Consider the following 24,674-nt stretch of genomic DNA (forward strand, 5'->3'; position numbering starts at 1 on the left):
TCACCGCACCCCTTCCGCCGTCTTGCGTGCACAGTGCAGAACGCCCCGTGACAGCAAGGCATTCCCGTTCCCGCCCGCTTGTACCGCCGGGCCCCGCCCCGTTCCGGACACGCGTCAGGGCCCGCACCCCTGATGGGGTGCGGGCCCTGACGGAGTCAGCCCACCTCAGTCGGCGGGATCAGCGGTGAGCGTTCAGCTCTGGCCGCCGGCCAGCTTCTCGCGGAGCGCCGCCAGCGCCTCGTCGGAAGCCAGCGCGCCGGTGTCCTCAGCGCCCTCGGAGGAGTAGGAACCCCCGCCGCCGCCGCTGCCGGACTGCGGAGCCGGAACACCGGCACCCGCCGCCTCGGCCTCGGCCTGGGCGTCCGCCTCGCGGGACTTGACGACCTGCGCCTGGTGCTGCTCGAAGCGGGTCTGCGCCTCCGCGTACTGGCGCTCCCACTCCTCGCGCTGCTTGTCGTACCCCTCCAGCCAGTCGTTGGCCTCGGGGTCGAAGCCCTCGGGGTAGATGTAGTTGCCCTGGTCGTCGTAGGACGCGGCCATGCCGTACAGGGTCGGGTCGAACTCGACGGCCAGCGGGTCCGGGCCGAAGTTCTCGTTGGCCTGCTTCAGCGAGAGGCTGATGCGGCGGCGCTCCAGGTCGATGTCGATGACCTTGACGAAGATCTCGTCGTTGACCTGGACGACCTGCTCCGGGATCTCCACGTGGCGCTCGGCCAGCTCGGAGATGTGGACCAGACCCTCGATGCCCTCGTCGACGCGGACGAACGCACCGAAGGGCACCAGCTTGGTGACCTTACCCGGAACGACCTGGCCGATCTGGTGGGTGCGGGCGAACTGCTGCCACGGGTCTTCCTGGGTCGCCTTCAGCGACAGGGAGACGCGCTCGCGGTCCATGTCGACGTCGAGGACCTCGACGGTGACCTCCTGACCGACCTCCACGACCTCCGACGGGTGGTCGATGTGCTTCCAGGACAGCTCGGAGACGTGGACCAGACCGTCCACGCCGCCCAGGTCCACGAAGGCACCGAAGTTGACGATGGAGGAGACGACGCCGGAGCGCACCTGACCCTTCTGGAGGGTGGTGAGGAAGGTCTGGCGGACCTCGCTCTGGGTCTGCTCCAGCCAGGCGCGGCGGGACAGGACCACGTTGTTGCGGTTCTTGTCCAGCTCGATGATCTTGGCCTCGAGCTCCTTGCCGACGTACGGCTGGAGGTCGCGGACACGACGCATCTCGACCAGGGACGCCGGCAGGAAGCCACGGAGGCCGATGTCGAGGATGAGACCACCCTTGACGACCTCGATGACGGTACCGGTGACGATGCCGTCCTCGTCCTTGATCTTCTCGATGGTGCCCCAGGCACGCTCGTACTGCGCGCGCTTCTTGGACAGGATCAGACGGCCTTCCTTGTCCTCCTTCTGGAGAACAAGGGCCTCGATCTCGTCACCGACGGCCACGACCTCGTTGGGGTCCACGTCGTGCTTGATCGACAGCTCGCGGGAGGGGATGACCCCTTCCGTCTTGTAGCCGATGTCGAGCAGGACCTCGTCCCGGTCGACCTTCACGATGACGCCGTCGACGATGTCGCCGTCGTTGAAATACTTGATCGTCTCGTCGATCGCGGCGAGGAAGTCTTCCTCGGAACCGATGTCGTTGACCGCAACCTGCGGGGTGGTCACGGTGGTCTCGGTGCTGCTCGTCATGTGGTAAAGGGCTCCGGTACGGACAGGGTGTCGTAGGCACTGCTACGCATGGGGCCCGTATCGCACTGCCGAAGCCGGACAGCCTGAGAAGCGCTCTCCAGAAGTCACCTTCCGGAAGCGCCCCGAAAACCGAGGGGACATACAACAGATGCGAGCGCGGCCTGCTCCGTCCGAGGCGCACAGGCCCGCAGCGCGTCTTATAGCATACGGGCGCATCCGGGCAGGGTCAATGCGTGGTTCGCCCCACGCCATGCGATATCCAGCCAAAACCGGCAGTTCACGGGTCGGGCGGGACGTACATCACCCTCCCGCCGGGCGTGGCGCGCCGCCGATCGTACGCAAACGGCGCGCCCGGGGCCTCGGTGGCCCGGACGCGCCGTGCGTGGTGGGGGTGGATCAGACGCGGCGGGTGAGCGTAGCGGCGCTCTGTGTCACGGGGTCCTCGCCCTGCGAGGCATCCCCCTCCTCGTCGCCGGCGTCCTCGTCCCCGTCCTCGTCGGTCTCCTCGTCGTCGTCGCAGCCCTCGATCCCCTCGGGGTCCTCGGACCCCTCGGACTCCTCCCCGTCGTCCTCGCTGCCTTCGCCGTCCGCGTCACCGGTTCCGTCCGTGCCGGGAGAGGCGTCCTCGCTCTCCTGCGCGCCGTCCTCGGTGCCGGAGTCCTCGCCGGGCTCCTCCTCGTCCGGGTCCACGGGGCACTCGGGCTGCTCGCCCGGCTCCTCGGGGTTCTCCGGATCCGGGTCCTCGGTGTCCGGGTCCTCGGTGTCCGGGTCCTCCCCGGGTGGGTCGCTCGGGTCCGGGGCCGGAGGCGGGTCGATGGGCTTGATGCCACCCTCGACGGGGTCCGCGGGCTTCGGGGCGGTGGGCTTCTCGCCGGACGGCCGCTTCCCCTCCTCCGCACCGGGGGCCTGCGGCTCGCGCTCCGCGTTCTGCTCCCGCCCGGCGTCCCCTCCGCCGTCCGAGGGCTTGCCGGGGCCGGGACTGGTGGGCAGCTGCCCCGTACCGTCCGGGACCTCGTGGGTGCCCTCGTAGTAGAAGTCGAGCCAGGAGCGCACCGTGCGGACGTAGTCCCACGAGTGGTTGTAGCTGAGCAGCGCGCGGTTGAGGCCGTCCTCGGTGGTCAGGTCGCGACCGCCGGCGCACAGGTAGTTCCCGGCCGCCAGGGCCGCGTCGTAGACGTTGTTGGGGTCCTTGACGCCGTCCCCGTTGCCGTCCGCGCCCCACATCGCCCAGGTGGAGGGGATGAACTGCATCGGCCCCACCGCCCGGTCGAAGACCGGGTCGCCGTCCCAGCGTCCGCCGTCGGTGTCCAGGATCCGGGCGAAGCCGTTGCCGTTGAGCTGTGGTCCGGTGATCCGGTTGAGGGTGTTGCCGTCGGCGTCCACCCGGCCGCCGCTCGCATGGCCGGACTCGACCTTGCCGATCGCCGCCAGGACCTGCCAGTCCAGTCCGCAACCGGGGGTGGAGTGTGCCACCGCGGCCTCGGCCTGCCGGTACGCGTCCAGGACGGTCGCCGGGATCCCGGCCTCCGCGGCTCCGGCGAGGCCGCCACCGCCGCCCGCCTCGCCCTCACCGTCCGGGTCGTACCCGAGGTCCAGGGGCGGCTCCGCCGGGCCGATCGGAAGCAGTGGCGGAAGATCGGTGTGATAGGGCAGGCCGAGATGTTCCTGCGCGTACTCCGGCTCCCCCTGTGCGGTGTTCTCCCTCGGGTCCTGCTCGGCCGCAGGCTCGGCGCCCAGCACCTCGGACGCCTGGGAGGCGGTCAGCGCGGCCATGGCGACCGCCGCCACGGCCGAGCCGGATATCCCCCTGCGGATCTTCCCGATGCGCAACGTCACACGCGTCCCCTCCCGATCACGCCAAGTCCCCATCGACGAGTTCGACATTACGATACGTGCGAACATCCCTGCCCGCAGGCGTCCGACCCTGCGCATCTGTCCCAACCCCGTGACACTTTGAGGAACTTGGGGTTTCCCGCCCGGGTGCGGCCGGGCCACCGCCCGCCGGAGGCGCCGGGAGCGCACCAACGCACGGGCGGGGCCGCACCGGCATCCCGCCGGTACAGCCCCGTCCCGTGGCCTCTCCCCTGCCCCGCTCAGTGGGCGGCCGCCTCCCACGTCGGGCCCCAGCCGACCGAGACATCCAGCGGCGCCCGCAGGCTGACCGCGTTCGGCATCTGTTCACGCACGAGGGCCTCCACCGCCTCGTGTTCGCCCGGCGCGACCTCCAGCACGATTTCGTCGTGGACCTGGAGCAGCATCCGCGAGGTCAGCCGCTGCTCCGTGAGGGCCTCGTCCACCCGCAGCATCGCGATCTTCACGATGTCCGCCGCGGTGCCCTGGATCGGGGCGTTCAGCGCCATCCGCTCGGCCATCTCGCGGCGCTGCCGGTTGGAGCTGGTGAGGTCCGGCAGATAGCGGCGGCGGCCCAGCACCGTCTCGGTGTACCCGGTGGCCCGCGCCTCGTCCACCACGCGCTGGAGGTAGTCCCGTACCCCGCCGAAGCGTTCGAAGTAGGTGTCCATCAGCTTCCGCGCCTCGTCGGGGCTGATCGACAGCTGCTGGGAGAGCCCGAAGGCAGAGAGCCCGTACGCCAGGCCGTAGCTCATCGCCTTGATCTTGCGGCGCATCTCCGCGTCCACGGCGTCCTTGCCGACGCCGAAGACCTGCGAGGCCACCGTGGTGTGCAGGTCCTCCCCGGAGGTGAAGGCCTCGATCAGCCCGGCGTCCTCCGACAGATGGGCCATCACCCGCAGTTCGATCTGGCTGTAGTCGGCGGTCAGCAGCGTCTCGAAGCCCTCGCCGACCACGAAGCCGCCGCGGATGGCGCGCCCCTCGTCCGTACGGACCGGGATGTTCTGCAGGTTGGGGTCGGTGGAGGACAGCCGGCCGGTGGCCGCCACCGTCTGCTGGAAGGTCGTGTGAATCCTGCCGTCCGAGGCGATCGTCTTGATCAGCCCCTCCACCGTGGTGCGCAGCTTCGCCTGCTCCCGGTGGCGCAGCATGATCACCGGCAGGTCGTGCTCGGTCTGCCCCGCCAGCCACGCGAGGGCGTCGGCGTCCGTGGTGAAGCCGGTCTTGGTCTTCTTCGTCTTCGGCAGGCCCAGCTCGCCGAAGAGAACCTCCTGGAGCTGCTTGGGCGACCCGAGGTTGAACTCGTGGCCCACCGAGGCGTGCGCCTCGGTCACCGCCTGCTGCACGGCGGCGGCGAACCGCTGCTCCATGCGCTCCAGATGGGCCCGGTCGGCGGCGATGCCGGACCGTTCCATGCGGGCGAGCAGCGCGGAGACCGGCAGCTCCAGATCGTGCAGCAGCCCGGCGGCGCCGACCTCGGTGAGCCGGCCCTCGAAGGCCGCGCCCAGGTCCAGCACGGTGCGCGCCTGGCGCATCAGGTTGTAGGCCTCGGCCTCGTCGTCGGCGCCGAACGCCAGCTGGCCGCCGTCGTCCTCCGGCTTGTCCAGCTCCCGGCCCAGGAACTCCACGCTCAGCGCGTCCAGCGCGAAGGAGCGGCGCCCCGGCTGCACCAGGTAGGCGGCGAGCGCGGTGTCCATACCGACCCCGGCCAGGCCCCAGCCGTGCTCGGCGAACACCCGCAGCAGGCCCTTGGCGCCGTGCACCACCTTCGGGCGGTCGGCGTCGGCCAGCCAGGCGGCGAACGCCCGCTCGTCGTCGGCGTCGACAGCGGCCGGGTCGAACCAGAGCGCGGGCCCCTCACCGGTCGCCAGCGCCACGGCGCGCACCGCGCCCGCGCCCAGCTTCCAGTCGTCCAGGGTGGCCACACCCAGCCGCTGCCCGCCGTGCTCGGCAAGCCAGGCCCCCAGCTCGCCGGCCGCCGGCAGCGTGCCCTCCACGGTGACGCCCTCGGCGAGCACCGTCTCCTCGCCCTCGGCGCCCGGGTCCACCGCGAACAGCCGCTCCCGCAGGCTGGGGTTGCGGAACTCCAGGACGTCCAGCAGGACCGTCATGGCCTCGCGGTCATAGGGCGAGCGCACCAGGTCCACCGGGCCGCACTCCAGCTCCATGTCCCGCACCAGCTCGGTCAGCTCCCGGTTCAGCCGGACCGAGTCCAGGTGCTCGCGCAGATTGGCGCCGGCCTTCCCCTTCACCTCATCCGCCCGCTCCAGCAGCTCGTCCAGCGAACCGAACTGGTGGATCCACTTGGCCGCCGTCTTCTCCCCCACCCCCGGGATGCCGGGCAGGTTGTCGGACGGGTCGCCGCGCAGGGCCGCGAAGTCCGGGTAGCGGGCCGGGGTCAGCCCGTACCGCTCCTCGACCTTCTCCGGGGTGAACCGGGTCAGCTCCGAGACGCCCTTCGTCGGATACAGCACCGTGACCCGGTCGCTCACCAGCTGGAAGCAGTCCCGGTCACCGGTGACGATCGACACGTGGAAACCCTCGTCGGCCGCCCTGGTCGCAAGGGTGGCGATCACGTCGTCGGCCTCGAAACCGTCGACCGCGAACCGGCGCACCCGCATCGTGTCCAGCAGCTCCCCGATCAGCTCCACCTGCCCCTTGAACTCGTCGGGGGACGCCGAACGGGTCGCCTTGTAACCGTCGTAACGGTCCGAGCGCCAGGTCTTGCGCGAGACATCGAACGCCACCGCCAGATGCGTGGGCTGCTCATCACGCAGGGTGTTCGCCAGCATGGAGGCAAAGCCGTAGATCGCGTTCGTCGGTTGCCCCACGGCCGTCGTGAAGTTCTCCGCGGGCAGCGCGAAAAACGCGCGGTACGCCAGCGAGTGCCCGTCCAGCAGGAGCAGGCGCGGCGCCGGGGTCGTCTCGGTTTGCGATGCGTTCTCAGCCACACAGCGATCCTCCCACGGACCACTGACAGTCCCCGCCTGCGACGACATCCGCCCTGTGCACCCCGCGCGGCCCCGCACGGTGCCCGCCGCCGCCCGGCATGGCACGATCATGTCCGACCCCGTACCGAGCCGTCACCCGCCGTCAAGGTCAAGGGAGCCGCCCCATGTCTGCCAAGCCGCCCGCCTCCGATCCGGTCCAGGACGCCCCGGAGGTCAGCGCCCCGAAGGAATCCGCCGTCGGCCTGCCGGCGATCACCCACGCCCTGCGCGCCGCCCAGCAGCAGATGGGGATACGGCGCACCGCGCTCACTCTGCTGCGCGTCAACCAGCCGAACGGCTTCGACTGCCCCGGCTGCGCCTGGCCGGAGCCGGGCAAGACCCACACCGCCGAGTTCTGCGAGAACGGCGCCAAGGCCGTGGCCGAGGAAGCCACCCTGCGGCGGGTCACCCGCGCCTTCTTCGCGGAGCACCCGGTGGCCGAACTGCGCGAGCGCTCCGGGTACTGGCTCGGGCAGCAGGGCCGGCTCACCGAGCCGATGTACCTCGCCGAGGGCGCCACCCACTACACCCCGATCGGCTGGAACGCCGCCCTGGACCTGATCGCCGACGAGCTGAAGGCGCTGGACTCGCCCGACGAGGCCGCCTTCTACACCTCGGGCCGCACCAGCAACGAGGCCGCGTTCGTCTACCAGCTGTTCGCCCGCGAGTTCGGCACCAACAACCTGCCGGACTGCTCCAACATGTGCCACGAGTCCTCCGGTTACGCCCTGGGCGACACCATCGGCGTGGGCAAGGGCAGCGTGCTGCTGGAGGATCTCGAAAAGGCCGACCTGATCATCGTCGCCGGACAGAACCCGGGCACCAACCACCCGCGGATGCTGACCGCCCTGGAGGGCGCCAAGCGCGCCGGCACCAAGATCATGACGATCAACCCGCTGCCCGAGGCGGGCATGCAGAACTTCCACAACCCGCAGACCCCGCGCGGCCTGGCCGGCCCCGGCACCAGCCTCACCGACCTCTTCCTGCAGATCCGGATCGGCGGCGACCAGGCCCTGTTCCGGCTGCTGAACAAACTGCTGCTGGAACGCGACGGCGCCACCGACGACGCGTTCATCCGCGACCACACCCACGGCTTCCAGGACTTCGCCACCGCCGCCCGCACCGCCACCTGGGACGAGACCCTGGAGGCCACCGGGCTCACCCGCGAGGCCATCGAGTCCGCCCTGGAGATGATCCTCGCCTCACGCAGCATCATCGTGTGCTGGGCCATGGGCCTGACCCAGCACAAGAACTCGGTGCCCGCCATCCAGGAGATCGTCAACTTCCTCCTGCTGCGCGGCAACATCGGCCGGCCGGGCGCCGGCGTGTGCCCCGTGCGCGGCCACAGCAACGTCCAGGGCGACCGCACCATGGGCATCGTCGAACGCCCCACCCCGCAGCTCCTGGACGCCCTCGAACGCGAATTCGGCTTCACACCGCCGCGCGAGCACGGCCTCGACGTCGTCGACACCATCCGCGCGCTGCGCGACGACCGCGTCAAGGTGTTCTTCGCCGTCGGCGGCAACTTCGTCTCCGCCACCCCCGACTCCGACCTCACCGAGGCCGCCCTCACCCGGGCCCGGCTCACCGTGCAGATCTCCACCAAGCTCAACCGCTCGCACTGCGTCACCGGCCGCCGCGCCCTCATCCTCCCCACCCTCGGCCGCACCGAACGCGACCGCTCCCCCGGGGGCGACGAACAGTTCGTCACCGTCGAGGACTCCATGGGCATGGTGCACGCCTCCCGCGGCCGGCTCGCCCCCGCGGGACCCCAGCTGCGCTCCGAGACCGCCATCCTGTGCGACCTCGCCCGCCGCGTCCTGGGTCCCGGAAGCAGCACCCCCTGGGAGGAGTTCGCCGCCGACTACGGCCGCATCCGCGACGCCGTCGCCCGCGTGGTCCCCGGGTTCACCGACTTCAACACCAAGGTCGCCCGGCCCGGCGGCTTCGCCCTCCCGCACCCGCCCCGCGACAGCCGCACCTTCCCCACCGCCACCGGCAAGGCCAACTTCACCGCCGAACCGCTCACCTGGCCCCACGTCCCCGAAGGCCGGCTGCTGCTCCAGACGCTGCGCTCGCACGACCAGTACAACACCACCATCTACGGCCTCGACGACCGCTACCGCGGCATCAAGAACGGCCGCCGCGTCGTCTTCGTCCACCCCGAGGACGCACAGCGCCTGGGCCTGCCCGACGGCTCCTACGCCGACCTCACCAGCGAGTGGACCGACGGCAGCGAACGCGTCGCCCCCGGCTTCCGCGTCGTGCACTACCCCACCGCGCCCGGCTGCGCCGCCGCGTACTACCCCGAGACCAACGTGCTCGTCCCGCTCGACTCCACCGCCGACAAGTCCAACACCCCCACCAGCAAATCCCTCATCGTCCGCCTCACCCCCACCGGCCCCGACGCCACCTGATACAACGCTGTACGGACCACCGTCCCGTCATGTCACGACCCACGCGCCACAAGCGACGCACGATCGGAGCCGTACCGCCATGACCGACCAGACCACCAGCACCCGGTTCCCGCACGAGACCATCGAGCAGTGGGCCGGCCTGGGCTTCGACCTGCCCCGGCTGTTCTCCGCCGGCGCCCTCGGGGAACGCATGGGCGTGCGCGTCCTGGAGGCCGCCCCCGCCAAGGTCGTCGGCACCCTCCCCGTGGAGGGCAACACCCAGCCCTACGGGCTGCTGCACGGCGGCGCCTCCGCCGTACTCGCCGAAACCCTCGGCTCGGTCGGCGCCATGCTGCACGGCGGCCCGCAGAAGATCGCCGTCGGCGTCGACCTCAACTGCACCCACCACCGCGCCGTACGCTCGGGCATCATCACCGGCACCGCCGCCCCCGTGCACGCCGGACGCACCTCGGCCACCTACGAGATCGTCATCACCGACGACAGCGGCAAGCGGGTGTGCACCGCACGCCTCACCTGCGCCCTGCGCCCCGCCGCACCCCACGGCAACGCGGACGCCGCGGGCCCCGCCTCCCACTGAACGGGAAGGCGGGGCCCGGCGCATCGGGGGGCGGCCGCTACTCGGCGGCCTCCCCCAGATACGCCGCCCGCACCCGCGGGTGCGACAACAGCTCGGACGCCTCGTCCGACATCACCACCGCACCCGTCTCCAGCACATAGCCGCGGTCGGCCAGTTGCAGCGCCTGCGAGGCGTTCTGCTCCACCAGCAGCAGCGTCGTGCCCTGCTCGTTGATCTCCCGCAGGATGTCGAAGATCTGCTGCACGATCAGCGGCGCCAGACCCATCGACGGCTCGTCCAGCAGCAGCAGCTCCGGCTTGCCCATCAGGGCCCGCCCGATCGCCAGCATCTGCTGCTCACCGCCGGACAGCGTCCCCGCCACCTGCTTGCGGCGCTCCGCCAGCCGCGGGAACAGCGTGAACACCCGGTCCAGGTCCGCCGGATCGGGGCGGCGCAGCCGGTACGCGCCCATCTGCAGGTTCTCCAGCACCGTCATCCGGGCGAACACCCGCCGGCCCTCCGGCACATGGCCGATGCCGAACTTCACCAGCTCGTGCGAGGGGATGCCGTCCACCCGCTCCCCGCGCAGCACCACCTCACCCGAACGCGGCTTCAGCATCCCCGAGGCGGTCTTCAGCGTCGTCGACTTACCCGCGCCGTTCGCGCCCAGCAGGGCGACGACCTCACCCTCGGCCACCGTCAGCTCGACACCCTTGAGCGCCTCGATCGCACCGTAGAACACATGCAGATCGCGCAGCTCAAGCAGCGCCGGCGCCGGTGCGTCCGTCGTGGGACCCCCCGCGGGGTCCTTCTCCAGCTGCGTACTCATGCGCCCTTCACCTCTCACCCTCGGCCACATCGCCCTCGGACTCCGCCTGCGCGGCCACCACATCGGCCACCGCCGCCGCGTCCTCCTCCGCCGACGCGCCCAGATACGCCTCGATCACGGCCGGATCCCGCTGCACCTGCGCCGGCGTGCCCTCGGCGATCTTCTTGCCGAAGTTCAGCACCACCACCCGGTCCGCCACCGACATCACCAGCCGCATGTCGTGCTCGATCAGCAGCACGCTCACGCCCAGATCGGTGTTGATCCGGCGGATCAGATCCTCCAGATCCCGCTTCTCGGTCGGGTTCGTACCCGCCGCCGGCTCATCCAGCAGCAACAGCTCCGGATCGGTCGCCAGCCCCCGTGCGATCTCCAAACGCCGCTGCTCGCCGTAACTCAACGAGGACGCCAGCTCGTTCAGCCGGCCCTCCAGACCCACGAACGACAGCACCTCGTGCGCGCGCCGGTCGCTCTCCCGCTCCGCACGCCGGGCGTGCGGCAGCCCCAGCATGATCGACAGGGCATCCGTCTTCTGCCGCGTCTCGACCGCGATCTTCACGTTCTCCAGCGCCGTCAGCGCCCCGAACAGCCGGATGTTCTGGAACGTGCGCGACACCCCGCGCCGCGACACCAGATGCGGCTTGCAGCCCCGCAACTCGTGCCGGCCGCCGCCGCGCGGCAGAAAGCCGATCGAACCCTCCTGCGGGATGTACGCGCCGGTCAGCGAGTTGAAGAACGACGTCTTGCCCGCGCCGTTCGGCCCGATGATCGCCAGGATCTCCCCGCGGCCCATCGACAGCGCCACATCGTTCAGGCTCGTCAGCCCCCCGAACCGCAGGGTGACACCCGAAACCTCCAGCACATTCTCCGCGGCCACCTCGGGCCGCGTCTCCTGGATCCGCTCCGCCGCGGCCATCACGCCTTCACCTCCGCCAGCTGGAGCTCACGCTGTCTGCGCTTGGACGGCAGCAGACCCTGCGGCCGGTAGATCATCATGATCACCAGCAGCGCGCCCAGATACATGAAACGGTCCTGCGGATCCACCGAATCGCGCAGGAACTCCGGCAGCCACACCAGCAGCGCCGCTCCCGCGAGCACACCCGGCACCGAGCCCATGCCACCGAAGATGACGTACGCCAGAACCAGGATCGACATCAGCAGCACGAAGTTCTCCGGCGAGATGTACGCCACCTTGCTCGCGTACACCACCCCGGCCACACCCGAGGTCGACGCCCCGATGCCGAACGCCAGCAGCTTCATCCGCACCGTGTTCACACCGGTCGCGGCCGCCGCCACCTCGTCCTCGCGGATCGCCGTCCAGGCCCGGCCCACCCGCGAGTGCTCGAGCCGCAGGAACAGGAAGATGATCACCACGATGAAACCGAGCAGCAGCCAGTAGTACGGCTTCGGGTCCAGACCCCACTCGAAACGCCAGAACCCCAGATCGATCACGAACCGCTCCGACATCCGCGCACCGCGCGAACCACCGGTGAAATCCGTCCAGTTACGGGCCGCCAGGTACACGATCTCGTGGAAGCCCAGCGTCACGATCGCCAGATAGTCACCCCGCAGCCGCAGCGTCGGTGCCCCCAGGAGCACCCCCGCCAGCAGACACGTCACGATCGCGATCGGGATCACCAGAAAGGTGTTCAGCACCATCGGCGGCTCGACCGGCAGCGAACCCGTCCAGTACGCGGCGGAGTAGGCCCCGATGGCGAAGAACGCCACAAAGCCCAGATCCAGCATGCCCGCCCAGCCGATCACCACGTTCAGGCCGATCGCCAGCAGCACGAAGATGGCGATCTGGTCCACCATCACCTGCTGCCAGTACGTCGACACCCACAACGGCAGCGCGATCAGAACGATCAGCAGCACACCCCCGCCGCCGTACCGCAGCCGCGGATCGCCCTGCCACACCCCGCGCACCCGCGCCACCGGCGGCGAGACCTGGTCCCGCAATGACGTCCAGGCGCCGTTCACCGGCGCGCTCAGGAACTCCCGGATCAGCCACACACCCACGCACAGCGCCAGCCAGATCCAGATCCCGGAACCGGTGAAGTTCTCCCCCAGCGCGTAGAAGATGTCCGTCGAGGTGCCCTGCACCCCGGTCACCTGCGCGCCGACCACCGCCAGCACCAGCAGCGCACCCAGCCGCTTCCAGCGCGGCTCCTGATACCAGCGCACCTGCCGCAGCTTCGCGGCGGAGGGCATCCGCTCCCCGCCGGAACCCCTGCCCTTCGTTTCCTTCACCGTGCTCATGCCGTCCTCGCCACCCGCTCGCCCAGAATTCCGGTCGGACGGAACATCAGCACCGCCACCAACACCGCGAACGCCCCGACGTAACGCCAGGAATCGCCCCAGATCTCCACCGTCATGGCCTCAACCACGCCCAGCAGCAGACCACCGAGCATCGCCCCGCGCACATTGCCGATACCCCCCAGCACCGCCGCGGCGAACGCCGTGATGCCCGGCAGGAAGCCCATCGTGTACCAGACCTGCGTCGTCGTCCCGTACAGGAAGCCGGCCACACCACCCATCAGGCCGCCCAGCACGAAGGTCCGCGACACCACGCGGTCGATGTTCACCCCCATCAGCGACGCGACCTCCGGGTCCTGCGCCACCGCCCGGATACCCGACCCCAGCTTGGTGCGATTCACCACGAAGTCCACCAGGATCAGCATCAGCACCGCCGACGCGACCACCAGCGCCTGCGTCACATTGATCGGCGTGCCGAACAGCGTGAACAGCGTCTTGTTCTCGTACATCGTCGGCATCCGCGCCGCGTTGCGGCCGAACACCTTCCCCGCCAGGTTGTAGATGAAAAACGACGCACCGATCGCGGTGATCAGGAACACCAGCCGCGGCGCGCCCCGTCGGCGCAACGGGCGATACGCCACCCGTTCCAGACCGAACGCCACACCGCCACCGATCAACGCCCCCGCCGCGATGCCGAGCAGCACATAACCCACCGACTGGATCCCACTGGGATCGGCGGCCGGAACCACGATCGTCAAAATGATGAGTCCGCCGAAACCGCCGGACATGAACACTTCGCTGTGCGCGAAGTTGAGAAGCTGAAGAACACCGTAAACAAGGGTGTAACCAATGGCGATGACGGCATAGAGCGAGCCGAGCACCACCCCGAGGACGAGAACGTCCCAGAAATCCTGGAGGGACATGGAGCTGACTTCCTTGTGGGAACGGAGACAAAGCGAGCGGGGCGCGATGAGAACACCGCGCCCCGCCAAGAGACTGGGAAAGCGACGGAATCCCGCCGAATCAGCCGCCGGTCAACTCCTCGATCGGCCCCAGGTACTCGATGCCGTCACCCTCCACCTGGTAGATGAAGATGGCATCGTTCGTGAACTCACCCGTCTCGTCGAACTCGAAGGTCTTCGTCAGCCCCTCGTACGAACCGGTCGCGACCGCCTGGTACACCGACTCACGGTTCGCGTCCGCACCCAGCTCCGCGATCGCGCCGATGATCATCTGCGCCACGTCGTACGACTCGGCCGAGTACGTACCCGGCGGCTGGTTGAACGCCGTCTGGTACCGCTCGGCGAAGTCGACCGTCGCCGCCTCGGCCGTGGCGTCCGTGCACGGGCATGTCAGGTACCACTGGTCCGAGGCCGAACCCGCCAGCGAGATGAACTGCACGTCATTGCTGCCGTCGCCCGAGACGCCGATGCCGTCGAAACCGGCCGACTCCAGGCTGACCGCGAACGGACCGAGCGCCTCGTAGTAACCCGCGTAGATCATGGCGTCCGCACCGGACTGCACCACGTTGCGCGCGGCACCGCTGTAGTCCGGGGTGTCGGCCGGAACACTCGCGCGCTCCACCTCAATGCCCAGCTCCGTCAGCGATTCCACCGCGACATCGGAAAGGCCCTCACCGTACGGCGACACGTCGTCGACGACGATGACCTTCTCCACGCCGTCCTGCGCCGCCAGGAACTGCGCCATGCCCGCGCCCTGCGCGTTGTCATTGGGAACGGCCCGCAGGAACGTCGGGAAACCCTGCTCGGTCAGCGTCGGGTTCGTCGCCGACGAGGAGGCGGCCAGCAGGCCGGCCTCGCCGTACAGCGGCGCCGCCACCTCGGCCGGGCCCGAGAACGCGGGGCCGATCGCGGCGATCACATCGGAATCGTCGATGACCAGCTGCGCCGCGGCCGAGGACTGACCCGGCTCACCGCGGTCGTCCGTGGCCACGTACTCCAGGGTGAAGTCGTAGTCGCCCGAGGCGTTCGCCTCGTCGATGGCCAGCTGGATACCGTTCTGCATGTTCTCGCCCAGGGCGACGTTCTTGCCGGAGAGCGGCCCCTGAAAGGCGATCTTGTACGTCGTACCGCCGCCGCCTCCGCCACCGCCGCCGTCACTGCCGCCATCGTCGCTGCCGCACGCGGTGAGCGCGAGCGCGCCGATGGCGACAGGTATCGCCAGCTTCACGATGGATCTGTTGAGCACGAGGAAACCCCCTGGAGGCAGCCACAAGATCTATATGAACGCCCTACGACATCCGCATGGCGTGTGCGGAATCTATTGCCCAGGTATACGGCGCAGATAGACAGCCGACACAGATGTGACCGCCTCGTGATGTGCGTCACGCGTCGGAAACAGAACACTGCTTACCGCTGAGCGAACATTCCAGCCAACCCATGACGCCACCCCCGAAGGAGCAACAACATGGGGAAGCCGGGCAAAATTTGCCCGGCTTCCCCATCCACCCTCAGCTCAAACCTACTTGCGCTGCTTCTTCTCCTCGGCGTCCTGAATCACGGCCTCCGCCACCTGATGCATCGACAACCGCCGGTCCATCGACGTCTTCTGAATCCACCGGAACGCCGCCGGCTCGGACAGCCCGTACTGCGTCTGCAGCACACTCTTCGCCCGGTCCACCAGCTTCCGGGTCTCCAGCCGCTGCGCCAGGTCGGCGACCTCCTGGGTGAGCGTCTTCAGCTCGGTGAAACGGGACACCGCGATCTCGATGGCCGGGATCACATCGCTCTTGCTGAACGGCTTCACCAGGTACGCCATGGCGCCGGCGTCCCGCGCCCGCTCCACCAGGTCGCGCTGCGAGAAGGCGGTCAGCATCAGCACCGGGGCGATGCCCTCCCCGGCGATCTTCTCGGCGGCGGAGATGCCGTCCATGACCGGCATCTTCACATCGAGGATGACCAGATCCGGCGCCAGCTCCCGCGCCAGCTCAACGGCCCGCTCACCGTCACCGGCCTCACCGACGACGGAGTACCCCTCCTCCTCCAGCATCTCTTTGAGATCCAGCCGGATCAGGGCCTCGTCCTCGGCGATGACGACACGGGTGGTCAGCGGCGGCACATGCGCGCTTCCCGCGCCGGTGCCGGTGTCGGTGCCAGTGGGCTCGTCGGGGACCTCGGGGGTGCTCACGATGCTCCTCGTTTCCTGCCAGAAGGGGGCACCCACGAGACTACCTATCCGGGATAAGTTTGAGGCACGGCGGGTTTCCGGTAGCCTTCACTTCGCAGGGCGCCCCGGTAGCCCAGCGGAAGAGGCAGTGCTCTCAAACAGCATACAGCGTGGGTTCGAATCCCACCCGGGGCACATTACCTTCGATTCCAAGGTGCAGGATCGTTGGTTCTTCACCGTGGACCATCGCACACATTCGGGTGAACATCCCAGCGGATGCCCCGGAGCGATTTGGTGCGGGCCAGCATCACCCCATGGAACAGCACGGATATGCGATCCGCTCACATGCCCTCGCCATGATCAGGCAGGGCGCTTCTTACGCCGAAGTGTCCAATCGACTCAACGTCCCACACGGCACCATCAGCTGGTGGCGCCACGAAGAGCGGCGGGCGCTGGGGATCACGATCGAACGCACTCATGATTGCCCACGATGCTGTCCGCGTGACTTCGACCGCAGGGCATACAGCTACGTACTCGGGCTCTATCTCGGCGATGGCCACATCGTCTCCAAGCCGAAGCAACACCACCTGTCGATCTTCTGCTGTGACTCATGGCCGGGGCTGATCACGGCAGCGGAAGACGCCATGCGAGCAGTCATGCCGCTGCCCCGAGTCCGGCGGCGCCAGCTGACCGGCTGCACCGAAGTGAAGTCCTTCACCAGGCACTGGACATGCCTTTTCCCTCAGCACGGCCCCGGCAAGAAGTACCGGCGACGCGTCGCTCTCGAAGCCTGGCAGCAGGACATCGTTGAAGCGCACCCTTGGGAGTTCATCCGGGGGCTCATCCACTCCGATGGCTGCCGGATCGTCAACTGGACGACCAAGGTCGTTGGCGGGGAGCGGAAACGGTATGAGTACCCGCGTTACTTCTTCAGCAACAAGTCCGACGACATCCGGGCCCTGTTCACCGAAGCCCTGCGCATGGTTGGCGTCCGGTGGACGATCCTGGCGCGCGGCGCTGACCCGTTCAACGTTTCTGTGGCTCGCAAGGAGTCCGTGGCGCTCATGGATGCTCACGTCGGGGCGAAGTATTGAGTGCCTCACGGGCAGCCTCCTCCCGCTCGTACCGGCGGCGGGCCGCCTCGTAGGCGACCCCCGCTCCGGGGCGGCTCATGACCTCGTTGCGCAGTTTCTGCCAGTTCGCATGCCTCATTGGCGCGAGCGTACTCGCTTGCCTACTCCCCGTAGTACGGCAGCGTCGTGCCCGGGATCTCGTACTCCTGGCGGCGGCCGCACATGCCGTAGCCGGCGGCCCTGGTGGGGGTGCTCGTGGTGATCCGCGCCTCCGCGAGGTGGGTGGGGTCCGCCTCGGCCAGTGCCTTGAGGTGTTCCTCCGTCCTGCGCGCGGCGGCCAGCGCCCCGTCCTGCCAGCGGGTGTGCCATTCGGCGACCTTCGGCGCCACCAGTCGCGCCGCCGCGCGGTGGAAGGCTTCCAGTGGGGCGGTGTCCCCGTCCCGCAGGGCCGTGCGCAGCACCTCGTACCCCGCGATGGCCAGGTCCCGGCGGGCCCGGGCCGCCGTTGCCACGGCCGGGCCCTCCTTGCCGGGCAGCGCGGCGGCGGCCGCGTACCGTTCGGCGTCGGCGAGGATCTCCGGCGGGAAGGTGAAGACGGCGTCGCCCGCCTCGGGGAGGCCGCTGTTCTGCATGAGGACGGTGACCCGCAGGGCGCCGTCGCCGTTGATCATCCGGTGGACGGTGCCGGGGGTGAACCAGGCGATGACGCCGGGGTGCAGCGGGGTTTCCGTGTAGCCGTCCGGTGTGAGGGTCTGCACCGCCCCCTCCCCCGCGGTCACCACGTAGGCCTCGGTGCAGGCGAGGTGCATGTGGGGGCTGCCGCCGCAGGCTCCGTCCGCCGCGAGCCAGTCGTAGGCGGAGATGTGGGAGACGCCGACGGCGCCGGGGAGGGGGTTGTGCAGGGTGGTCATGTGTGCCGTCCCGTCCTTACCAGGGGTGGTGCTTGAGGTAGCCGGCGATGCGGTCGGTGTCCCATGCGCCGTCCGCCACCACGACGCGGTAGCGGTAGCGGAAGGATTCCCCGTCGGCGAGTTCGAACTCGTCGAAGAAGGCCCAGGAGAAGGCGACCGTGGGGATGGGGGTGGAGCGGACGAACCAGTGCGAGGGGTGGATGGCCGCCTCGCCGCTGTTCTCCGGGGCGTGGTCGAAGATGAGGGTGGAGTGGCCGTCGTGGTCGTCGTGCTGGGCGGTGAAGCCGATCCACGGCACGTCGGCGGCCGGTGTGCCCATGGTGTCGGCGTCGGTGCTGGGGCCGGTGGGGGTGATGACCTGGCCGCCGGTGAAGTCGCGGGGGCCGCGCCACTGGAGTCCGGTGTAGCCGGCCATGGTGCGGCCGGCGGTGGTGGGGCTGCCGAAGCGCAGGGGTTCGCCGCGGACGTTGGTGAGGTCGATGGACCATTCCAGGGTCCAGGCGCCTTCGCCGGTGTCGGCGGAGTGCACGGCGAGGGTGCGGGTCTCGCGGGCCCAGTCCTGGCCGGCGTGGTTGACCCAGGTGAGGTTCTCGGTGATGTCGGCGCGGTCCTGGGTGGCGGTGACGGTGTCGAAGCCGTCGTGGCGCATGGAGCCGACCCGTTCGGGGATGCGCTGGTATCCCTGGCCGTGGATGTAGGAGTTGCCGCCCCAGAAGTTCTGTTCCGACAGGTGGCTGGCGGTCATCTGGACGCCCTTGTGCCAGCGGTGGTCGTTGGGCCGGTAGCCGGTGACGAGGTTGCCGGCGAGGGTGCGCAGGGGGTGGGCGTACGGCTTGGGGGATTCGTAGGCGTCCGGGTCGGGCCGGTAGACGTAGGCGAGGATGTCGGTGCCGGCGGCGGTGACGGTGATGCGGTCGCCGTGGGCGTGGGTGACGGTGAGGGGGGCGACGGTCACTGCTGCTCCTCGGTGGCGGGGGCCGGGGCCCAGTCGGGGTGGTTGCCGTGCATGGCGGTGTAGTAGGGGTCGCCCGCGGTGATCTCGCCGGCGTGCACGGGGCGGCCGGTGAAGGCGGCCTTGTACAGGGCGGCGTTGAGTTCGATGGTGCGGCGGGCGTCGTCGCCGCTGCCGGGTGGGCGGGTGCCGGCGCGGAAGGCGTCGATGATGCCGGCGAGCTGGGCGGCGTGGGAGCTGGGGGTGTTGTCGGGGTTGGTGCGCCACTGGGTGACGCGGTCCTCGTCGATGCCGGGCCGGGGGGTGTAGCGCCAGTCGTCGTTGGTGTGCCCGTAGAGGTGGGTGAGTTCGACGGTGGCGTCGTCGCAGTCGATGCGGATGCGGCTGACCTGGTCGGGGGAGAGCACGCTGTTGACGACGGTGGCGATGGTTCCGTCGGCGAAGCGGACGAGGGCGGTGGAGACGTCCTCGCTCTCGATGTCGTGGACGAGGCGGCCGGCGAGGGCGCGGATCTCGGTCCAGTCGCCGAGGAGGTGGAGCAGCAGGTCGGTCTGGTGGATGCCGTGGCCCATGGTGGGGCCGCCGCCCTCGGTGGCCCAGCGGCCGCGCCAGTCGACGGCGTAGTAGTCGGTGTCGCGGTACCAGGTGGTCTGGCAGTGGGCGACGCGTGGTGCGCCGAGTTCGCCGGTGGCCAGCAGGCGGCGGGCGTGGGTGGTGCCGGAGCCGTAGCGGTGCTGGGCGACGACGGCGGCGTAGGGGCCGTGGCCGGTGTCGTCACCTTCGGCGGCGGCGATGTCGTCGAATTCGGCGAGGGTGAGGCACAGCGGCTTCTCGGCCCAGACCCAGGCTCCGGCGGCCAGCGCGGCGAGGGCTTGCTGGTGGTGGAGGGAGGGTGGGGTGCCCAGGAGGACGAGCTCGGGGCGCTCGGTGGCGAGCATGGTGGCCAGGTCGGTGTGGCCGGTGACGGGGCCGATGCCGTCGATGGCGGTGGCCGTGGCGTGGAAGGCGTCGAGGCGGGCCTGGTCGATGTCGACGGCGGCGACGAGTTCGAGTTCGTCGAGGTGCGCGGCGATCGCGGGGAGGTGGGCGCCGGTGACGATGCCTCCGGTGCCGACGACGGCGGTGCGGATGCGGGTGCGGGCGGGCTGGTCAGCCATGCGGTGCGACTCCTGGCTGTGCGATAGTAAGCGCTTTCAATCGGAAATCGCCAAAAGCCAACCATGCCGTCGCCCGGCATGACAAGGGGCGCCGCCCAATCTGCGCGGCGCCCGGAAGCGCTCCTTCCCGGTGCGCGTGCGCGCGTGTGCGAGGCGTACCCGCACACGCGCACCGCGCCCCGCGGATGTCGGTGGGACGCCGGCGCGGGAGGTCGGAGCGGGGAGGTGGTGCGGGAGATCAGTGCGGGGCGTCGTCCTCGCCGACGTGGTGCACGCGTACCAGGTTGGTGGTCCCGGCCATGGCGGGCGGCGACCCCGCGGTCACCACCACGATCTCGCCCTTGGCGCACCGGCCGATGCGCAGCAGCTGCTCATCCATCTGGCTCACCATCTCGTCGGTGGAGCGGACGGTGGGCACCAGGTAGGTCTCCACGCCCCAGGTGAGGGTGAGCTGGGCGTGGGTGGCGGGGTCGGGGGTGAAGGCGATGACGGGGATGGGCGAGCGGTACCGGGAGAGCCGGCGCGCGGTGTCGCCGCTCTGGGTGAAGGCGACCAGGAGCGTGGCGCCCAGGAAGTCGCCGATCTCGGCGGCGGCGCGGGCCACGGCGCCGCCCTGGGTGCGGGGCTTGGTGGCCTCTTCCAGCGGTACGAGGCCGCGCGCGAGGACCTCTTCCTCGGCGGCGGTGACGATGCGGCTCATGGTGCGCACCGTCTCGATGGGGTAGCGGCCGACGCTGGTCTCGCCGGAGAGCATGACGGCGTCGGTGCCGTCCATGACGGCGTTGGCGACGTCGGATGCCTCGGCGCGGGTGGGGCGGGAGGCGTCGATCATGGAGTCGAGCATCTGGGTGGCGACGATGACCGGCTTGGCGTTGCGCTTGGCGAGCTTGATGGCGCGCTTCTGGAGCATCGGGACAACTTCGAGGGGCACTTCGACGCCGAGGTCGCCGCGGGCGACCATGATGCCGTCGAAGGCGTCGACGATGTCCTGGAGGTTCTCCTCGGCCTGCGGCTTCTCGATCTTCGCGATGACGGGGAGGAAGCGGCCCTCCTCGGCCATCACCCGGTGCACGTCCTTGATGTCGTCGCCGGTGCGCACGAAGGAGAGGGCGATGATGTCGACGCCGGTGCGCAGGGCCCAGCGCAGATCGTCGATGTCCTTGGTCGACAGGGCGGGTACGGAGACGGCGACGCCGGGGAGGTTGATGCCCTTGTGGTCGGAGATCATGCCGCCTTCGGCGACGGTGGTACGGATCTCCGGTCCTTCGACGGCGGTGACGTCGAGGGCGACGCGCCCGTCGTCGATGAGGATGCGTTCACCGGGGCGCACGTCGGTGGCGAGTCCGGTGTACGTGGTGCCGCAGCGGTACTGGTCGCCCTCGATGTCCTCGGTGGTGATGGTGAACGCGTCGCCGGGTTCAAGGAGTACGGGGCCTTCGCGGAAGCTGCCGAGCCGGATTTTCGGGCCCTGGAGATCGGCCAGAATTCCGATGCTGCGCCCCGATTCGGCGGCGGCGCGGCGGACGCGCCGGTAGCGCTGTTCGTGATCGCGGTGGCCGCCGTGGCTGAGGTTGAGCCGGGCTACGTCCATTCCTGCTTCGACAAGCGCGGCGATGCGCTCATATGAGTCAGTGGCGGGCCCAAGTGTGCAGACAATTTTTGCTCGGCGCATACCTCAACAGTAGGCCGTACCAGCGGGTAGAGAGCTATCGGAAAGTGACCAGGCAACGACCTGAAATTAAAGAGGCATTGACAACTCGCCCATGAGCAGAAGACCGCTCTTTTGAGCCGTCCGGCATTTCCGGGCGGCATATGTTCGGAATATTCAGACGGTTTCGATCCTCACCATCCCCTTCGGTCCGCAGGCCGGCCCCGGGAGCTACACGCCCACCCTCCGTACCCCCTGCGACGGTCCGGCCGCCCCCGGTCCCGCGCCGCCCGCACCCGTCCGCCGCAGCCCGAAGGTGGTGAACGCGCTCCGCTCCGGCAGCGGATAACGCTCCTGCCCGGTCAGCGCGTTGAGGATGGTGGCGCTGCGATGCGCGACCAGGCCCAGATCCGGCGCCCCGACCCCGTGCGTGTGCCGCTCCGCGTTCTGTACGTACACCGACCCGGTCACCTCCCTGTCCAGCACCAGCCGGTACTCCTCGTCCACCACGACACGCCCCGCCGCGTCCCGGCGCAGCACCGGATCGAGCGCGGCCAGCAGCGGGTCCAGCGGGCGCTCGCGGTAGCCGGTGGCCATCACCACGGCCTCGGTCACCAGCCGGGAGCGCTCTCCCTGTTCGGCGTGGTCGAGGTGGAGTTCGACCTGCGTCGTGCCCAGCCGCCCGGCCGTGCGGACGCTCACCCCGGGGGTCAGGACCACGTCCGGCCAGCCGCCTCCGATGCTGTGCCGGTACAGCTCGTCGTGGATGGCCGCCAGCGTCTCGTGGTCGATCGCCTTGTGCAGCTGCCACTGACGCGCCACCAGTTCGTCGCGGCGCTGCTCCGGCAGGGCGTGGAAGTACCGGGTGTAGTCGGGTGTGAAGTGTTCGAGCCCGAGCTTGCTGTACTCCATCGGCGCGAAGGCCGGGGTGCGGGTGATCCAGTGCAGCCGTTCGCGCCCGGGCGGGCGGCGGCGCAGCAGGTCGAGGAAGACCTCGGCGCCGGACTGGCCCGAGCCGACGACGGTGATGTGCCCGGCTTCCAGGAGTTGTTCGCGGTGGTCGAGGTAGTCGGCGGAGTGCACGACGGGGACGACGGGCCGCTCGGCGAGCGGGCGCAGGGCCTCGGGGATGTGCGGGGCGGTGCCGATGCCGATGGCCAGGTGGCGGGCGTGGGAGCGTCCGACCGCCTCGGCCTCGCCGTTGGGGCCCAGGCGGGTGTAGTCGATGTCGAACAGGGCCTGTTCGGGGTTCCAGCGCACGGCGTCGATGTGGTGCCGGAAGTGCAGGGAGGGCAGTTGGCGGCTGACCCAGCGGCAGTAGTGGTCGTACTCGGCGCGCGGGCTGTGGAAGCGTTCGGAGAAGTAGAAGGGGTACAGCCGCTGGTGCTGCCGCAGGTAGTTGAGGAAGCTCCACGGGTTGGTGGGGTCGGCCAGGGTCACGAGGTCGGCGAGGAAGGGCACTTGCAGGGTGGCGCCCTCGATCAGCAGTCCGGGGTGCCAGTGGAAGGCGGGGCGCTGCTCGTACCAGGCGGCTTTCAGTCCGGGCTGGGTGTGGGCGAGGGCCGCGAGTGAGAGGTTGGCGGGGCCGATGCCGATGCCGACGAGGTCGTGGGGCTGTGGGTGGGTCATCGTCGCGGGTCCCGCTCCTGGCGCTGGTGACGGTGCTGGTGCTGGTGCTGATCGAGGACGAGTTTGAGCAGGCCGTGCAGGTCGCTCTCCTGCGTGTGGGGGTTGAGGAGGGTGACCTTGAGCCACAGGGCGGGGTGGCCGGTGGCCGGGTCCACCGCCCGGGCCCGGCCGAGGACCGCGTGCCCTTCGTGGAGCAGGCCGCGGCGGACGGCGGCGACCTGGGCGTCGGTGGCGTTCTGCGGGCGGAAGAGCACGGTGCTGATCCCGGGGCGGGCGCGGAGCCGCAGCAGGGGCTCGGCCTCGATCAGATCGGCGAGTTGGTGGGCGGCGGCGCAGACTGCGTCGACCAGTTCGCCGAGGCCGCGCCGGCCCAGGGCGCGCAGGGTGACGGCGATCTTGAGGATGTCCGGGCGGCGGGTGGTCCGCAGGGAACGGCCCAGCAGATCGGGCAGGCCCGCCTCGGTGTCGTCGTCCGCGTTGAGGTATTCGGCGCGGTGGGCGAGCGGGGCGAGGGCCGTGCGGTCGGGGACCGTGAGCAGCCCGGCGGCGACCGGTTGCCAGCCGAGCTTGTGCAGGTCGAGGGTGACGGTGTCGGCCCGTTCCACCCCGGCGAGGCGGGTGCGGTGCCGGTCGCTGAACAGCAGCGGGCCGCCGTAGGCGGCGTCGACGTGCAGGGTGACGGCGCGGGTCGGGCGGTGGGCGGCCACCACGTCGGCGAGCGCGCCGAGCGGGTCGATGGCGCCGGTGTCGGTGGTGCCGGCGGTGGCGAAGACGACGGCGGGGGTGGGCGGTCGCGGGGACGGGCACTCCAGCGCGTCGAGTCCGGCGAGTGCCTCGTCGACCGTCGTGGGGTCGAGCACGCCGCGCGGGGTGGGGAGCACCAGGGGGGTGTCGAGGCCGAGCAGCCAGGCGGCGCGGTGTGCGCTGTGGTGCGCGTCGGCGCCGCAGATCAGCCGCAGGCGCCGGCCGTGGACCTCGCGGGCGAGGAGGACGCCGATCAGGTTGGACTCGGTGCCCCCGGTGGTGACGAGTGCGTCGGGGTCCCGGCCCGAGGGGTGCACGAGGGCTCCGATCCCGGCGGCGACCCGTTCTTCGAGGGCGGAGGCGGCGGGGGCCTGGTCCCAGGAGTCCATCGACGGGTTCAGCGCGGAGGCGGCCAGGTCGGCGGCGGTGGCCACGGCCAGCGGCGGGCAGTGCAGATGGGCGGCGCAGTGCGGGTCCGCCGGATCGGCGGCGCCCTCGGCCAGGACGTACACCAGTTCGCGCAGGGCGTCGTGGGCGCCGTGCCCCTGCTCGGGCAGGACGGGGGTGCCGTGGTCGGCGACCCGTCTTGCCACGCCGTCCGGTCCCCCACCGGGCAAGGGCCCGCACCGGGCGGCGGCACCGTCGGTGAGGGCGGTGAACACGGTGTCGACCAGGGGCCGCAGGGCGCGCGGACCGCCGGTGCCGCCGGCGAGCAGGGTGGGGTCGTGGGGAGGTGAGGCAGGCATGGGAGAGCCCTTTCGACGAGGGCGGATGAGTGGCCACAAGCTACGCGCCACGCGGACCGTCGATCCCACGGAATGCCATTCTTCCCCCGTT

Annotated in this window: 18 protein-coding genes and 1 tRNA gene; 4 read left to right on the top strand and 15 right to left on the bottom strand. The window is 70.1% G+C overall.

What is annotated here, in order from left to right; genetic code table 11:
• Positions 1–192: 192 nt before the first annotated feature.
• From rpsA to polA, 3 genes are all read right to left on the bottom strand, one after another.
• On the bottom strand, positions 193–1,701 hold the full coding sequence (gene rpsA, locus SXIM_RS04560; RefSeq protein ID WP_030734059.1) for a 30S ribosomal protein S1: 1,509 nt from the start codon (positions 1,699–1,701) through the stop codon (positions 193–195).
• Between the two features lie 396 nt (positions 1,702–2,097).
• On the bottom strand, positions 2,098–3,537 hold the full coding sequence (locus tag SXIM_RS04565) for a lytic transglycosylase domain-containing protein (RefSeq protein ID WP_246156831.1): 1,440 nt from the start codon (positions 3,535–3,537) through the stop codon (positions 2,098–2,100).
• A 257-nt stretch (positions 3,538–3,794) separates the two neighbouring features.
• The gene (gene polA / locus SXIM_RS04570) at positions 3,795–6,503 is read right to left on the bottom strand and encodes a DNA polymerase I (RefSeq protein WP_046723014.1); all 2,709 of its coding nucleotides are present in this window, start codon (positions 6,501–6,503) and stop codon (positions 3,795–3,797) included.
• A gap of 164 nt (positions 6,504–6,667) precedes the next feature.
• Between polA and SXIM_RS04575 the strand changes: the two genes are divergently transcribed.
• Together SXIM_RS04575 and SXIM_RS04580 are read left to right on the top strand one after the other, a co-directional pair.
• Positions 6,668–8,959 (top strand): FdhF/YdeP family oxidoreductase, encoded by a 2,292-nt coding sequence (locus SXIM_RS04575; protein ID WP_046723015.1) that lies wholly within the window; start codon positions 6,668–6,670, stop codon positions 8,957–8,959.
• A gap of 79 nt (positions 8,960–9,038) precedes the next feature.
• Complete coding sequence (locus SXIM_RS04580; protein ID WP_030734072.1) at positions 9,039–9,536, top strand: PaaI family thioesterase; 498 nt, start codon at positions 9,039–9,041, stop codon at positions 9,534–9,536.
• Positions 9,537–9,573: 37 nt separating this feature from the next.
• Here the strand turns inward: SXIM_RS04580 and SXIM_RS04585 are convergent, their stop codons facing one another.
• The 6 genes from SXIM_RS04585 to SXIM_RS04610 form a co-directional block, all read right to left on the bottom strand.
• Positions 9,574–10,344 carry an ABC transporter ATP-binding protein gene (locus tag SXIM_RS04585; protein ID WP_030734075.1) on the bottom strand — a complete coding sequence of 257 codons (771 nt, stop codon included), beginning with the start codon at positions 10,342–10,344 and terminating at the stop codon, positions 9,574–9,576.
• Positions 10,345–10,351: 7 nt separating this feature from the next.
• The gene (locus tag SXIM_RS04590) at positions 10,352–11,257 is read right to left on the bottom strand and encodes an ABC transporter ATP-binding protein (protein WP_030734078.1); all 906 of its coding nucleotides are present in this window, start codon (positions 11,255–11,257) and stop codon (positions 10,352–10,354) included.
• Positions 11,257–12,600: a branched-chain amino acid ABC transporter permease gene (locus SXIM_RS04595; protein ID WP_046723016.1), complete on the bottom strand. Its 1,344-nt coding sequence runs from the start codon at positions 12,598–12,600 to the stop codon at positions 11,257–11,259. The genes SXIM_RS04590 and SXIM_RS04595 overlap by 1 nt, the downstream gene beginning before the upstream one ends.
• Positions 12,597–13,520, bottom strand: coding sequence for a branched-chain amino acid ABC transporter permease (locus SXIM_RS04600; protein WP_030734803.1), 924 nt, complete (start codon positions 13,518–13,520; stop codon positions 12,597–12,599). Before SXIM_RS04600 ends, SXIM_RS04595 begins: the two co-directional genes overlap by 4 nt.
• 100 nt (positions 13,521–13,620) lie before the next feature.
• Entirely contained in the window at positions 13,621–14,805 is a 1,185-nt protein-coding gene (locus SXIM_RS04605) for a branched-chain amino acid ABC transporter substrate-binding protein (protein WP_030734083.1), read from the bottom strand.
• A 273-nt stretch (positions 14,806–15,078) separates the two neighbouring features.
• Positions 15,079–15,744 carry an ANTAR domain-containing response regulator gene (locus SXIM_RS04610; RefSeq protein WP_030734086.1) on the bottom strand — a complete coding sequence of 222 codons (666 nt, stop codon included), beginning with the start codon at positions 15,742–15,744 and terminating at the stop codon, positions 15,079–15,081.
• Positions 15,745–15,845: 101 nt separating this feature from the next.
• Between SXIM_RS04610 and SXIM_RS04615 the strand changes: the two genes are divergently transcribed.
• Positions 15,846–15,918, top strand: a tRNA-Leu gene (locus SXIM_RS04615).
• A gap of 119 nt (positions 15,919–16,037) precedes the next feature.
• Positions 16,038–16,817: a hypothetical protein gene (locus SXIM_RS04620; RefSeq protein WP_030734089.1), complete on the top strand. Its 780-nt coding sequence runs from the start codon at positions 16,038–16,040 to the stop codon at positions 16,815–16,817.
• A gap of 140 nt (positions 16,818–16,957) precedes the next feature.
• Here the strand turns inward: SXIM_RS04620 and SXIM_RS04625 are convergent, their stop codons facing one another.
• From SXIM_RS04625 to SXIM_RS04650, 6 genes are all read right to left on the bottom strand, one after another.
• Positions 16,958–17,707 (bottom strand): cupin domain-containing protein, encoded by a 750-nt coding sequence (locus tag SXIM_RS04625; RefSeq protein WP_030734092.1) that lies wholly within the window; start codon positions 17,705–17,707, stop codon positions 16,958–16,960.
• A 16-nt stretch (positions 17,708–17,723) separates the two neighbouring features.
• On the bottom strand, positions 17,724–18,662 hold the full coding sequence (locus tag SXIM_RS04630; protein ID WP_030734095.1) for a DUF6807 domain-containing protein: 939 nt from the start codon (positions 18,660–18,662) through the stop codon (positions 17,724–17,726).
• Positions 18,659–19,816 (bottom strand): Gfo/Idh/MocA family protein, encoded by a 1,158-nt coding sequence (locus SXIM_RS04635; protein WP_030734098.1) that lies wholly within the window; start codon positions 19,814–19,816, stop codon positions 18,659–18,661. The genes SXIM_RS04630 and SXIM_RS04635 overlap by 4 nt, the downstream gene beginning before the upstream one ends.
• A gap of 238 nt (positions 19,817–20,054) precedes the next feature.
• Positions 20,055–21,488 (bottom strand): pyruvate kinase, encoded by a 1,434-nt coding sequence (gene pyk, locus SXIM_RS04640; RefSeq protein WP_046723019.1) that lies wholly within the window; start codon positions 21,486–21,488, stop codon positions 20,055–20,057.
• A 207-nt stretch (positions 21,489–21,695) separates the two neighbouring features.
• Positions 21,696–23,093, bottom strand: a complete 1,398-nt coding sequence (locus tag SXIM_RS04645) for a lysine N(6)-hydroxylase/L-ornithine N(5)-oxygenase family protein (RefSeq protein ID WP_030734104.1) — start codon at positions 23,091–23,093, stop codon at positions 21,696–21,698.
• The gene (locus tag SXIM_RS04650) at positions 23,090–24,583 is read right to left on the bottom strand and encodes a pyridoxal phosphate-dependent decarboxylase family protein (protein WP_030734107.1); all 1,494 of its coding nucleotides are present in this window, start codon (positions 24,581–24,583) and stop codon (positions 23,090–23,092) included. The genes SXIM_RS04645 and SXIM_RS04650 overlap by 4 nt, the downstream gene beginning before the upstream one ends.
• Positions 24,584–24,674: the final 91 nt, after the last annotated feature.

The sequence above is a fragment of the Streptomyces xiamenensis genome, from assembly GCF_000993785.3.
In the GTDB taxonomy this organism is placed as follows: Bacteria; Actinomycetota; Actinomycetes; order Streptomycetales; family Streptomycetaceae; genus Streptomyces; species Streptomyces xiamenensis.